Origin of the sequence: Flavobacterium sp. (genome assembly GCF_003525665.1) — a bacterium.
Lineage (GTDB): Bacteria > Bacteroidota > Bacteroidia > Flavobacteriales > Flavobacteriaceae > Flavobacterium.
The window spans coordinates 15,390-16,383 of the sequence record NZ_DQDX01000033.1; the positions used below are offsets into that span (position 1 = coordinate 15,390).

Sequence of the window (994 nt, forward strand, 5' to 3'; positions counted from 1 at the left end):
AAGTTTGATAATTAGAACAAATAAATAAAAAAATGTTACACTATTTTTAGTTTTATGTTTAATTTCACACAATAATAATTTTATATGCTAACAATAAACTTCCATCCGTTTAAAAATTTAGAAACCGAAAGATTACTACTTCGTCGATTAAATAAAGACGATGTAAATGAGATTTTGGAACTTAGAGGAAATCCCGAAACCATGAAATTTATTCCGAGACCATTGACAACTTCTTTAGAAGAAGCGATGGCGCACATCAACATTATTGAAGAAAAAATCGTTAATAATGAAGGAATTAATTGGGCAATTACGGTAAAAGGAAATCCTAAATTTATCGGTCTTATTGGTCACTACAGAATTTCTGCCGAAAATCATCGTTGTGAAATGGGATATATGATTTTACCTCAACATCAAGGCAAAGGTTATGTTTCTGAAGCAATTGATGCCGTTTTAGAATACGGATTTAACGATTTGCAAATGCATTCGATTGAAGCCGTTATCGATCCGGATAATAAAGCTTCTGAGCGTGTTTTACAAAAAAATGGCTTTGTAAAAGAAGCTCATATTTTAGAAAATGAATTACACGACGGCAAGTTTTGGGACACCGTAATTTATTCGATATTGAAAAGAAATTTTAGAAAATAAAAACTGAACCTTATCTAAGCATACTAGTACATGAGCGAATTTGAAAAACAGTACGACGAGTTATTAAACTTTCTAAAGTTTGAAGACTTTTCAATTTTAACCAAACGTATTATTGATTTAACTCTTGATACAGAAGATATAAATTACTATAAAAAGACCAATGAATTTTTAATTTGGCTTGACCAGAACGAAAATAACGTTGAAGCCAAAAAGACAAAGTATCAAGAAATCCTTACCGATTTACATAAAGCATTGATTTCTAAACCCATTTTAGAAAAGAAGGTTTTAGTTTCTACAACCAATTTGCAAAAAAGTTATGGAAGTTCTAGTTTCGGATTAGGTCCAATTG

Annotated in this window: 1 protein-coding gene and 1 pseudogene; both read left to right on the forward strand. The window is 30.3% G+C overall.

Going from position 1 to position 994, the window contains the following annotated elements; genetic code table 11:
- Positions 1-84 precede the first annotated feature (84 nt).
- Positions 85-645, forward strand: a complete 561-nt coding sequence (locus tag DIU01_RS02195) for a GNAT family N-acetyltransferase (RefSeq protein ID WP_290831626.1) — start codon at positions 85-87, stop codon at positions 643-645.
- A 30-nt stretch (positions 646-675) separates the two neighbouring features.
- A pseudogene (locus DIU01_RS02200) lies at positions 676-994 on the forward strand (ABC transporter ATP-binding protein); the annotation flags it as partial.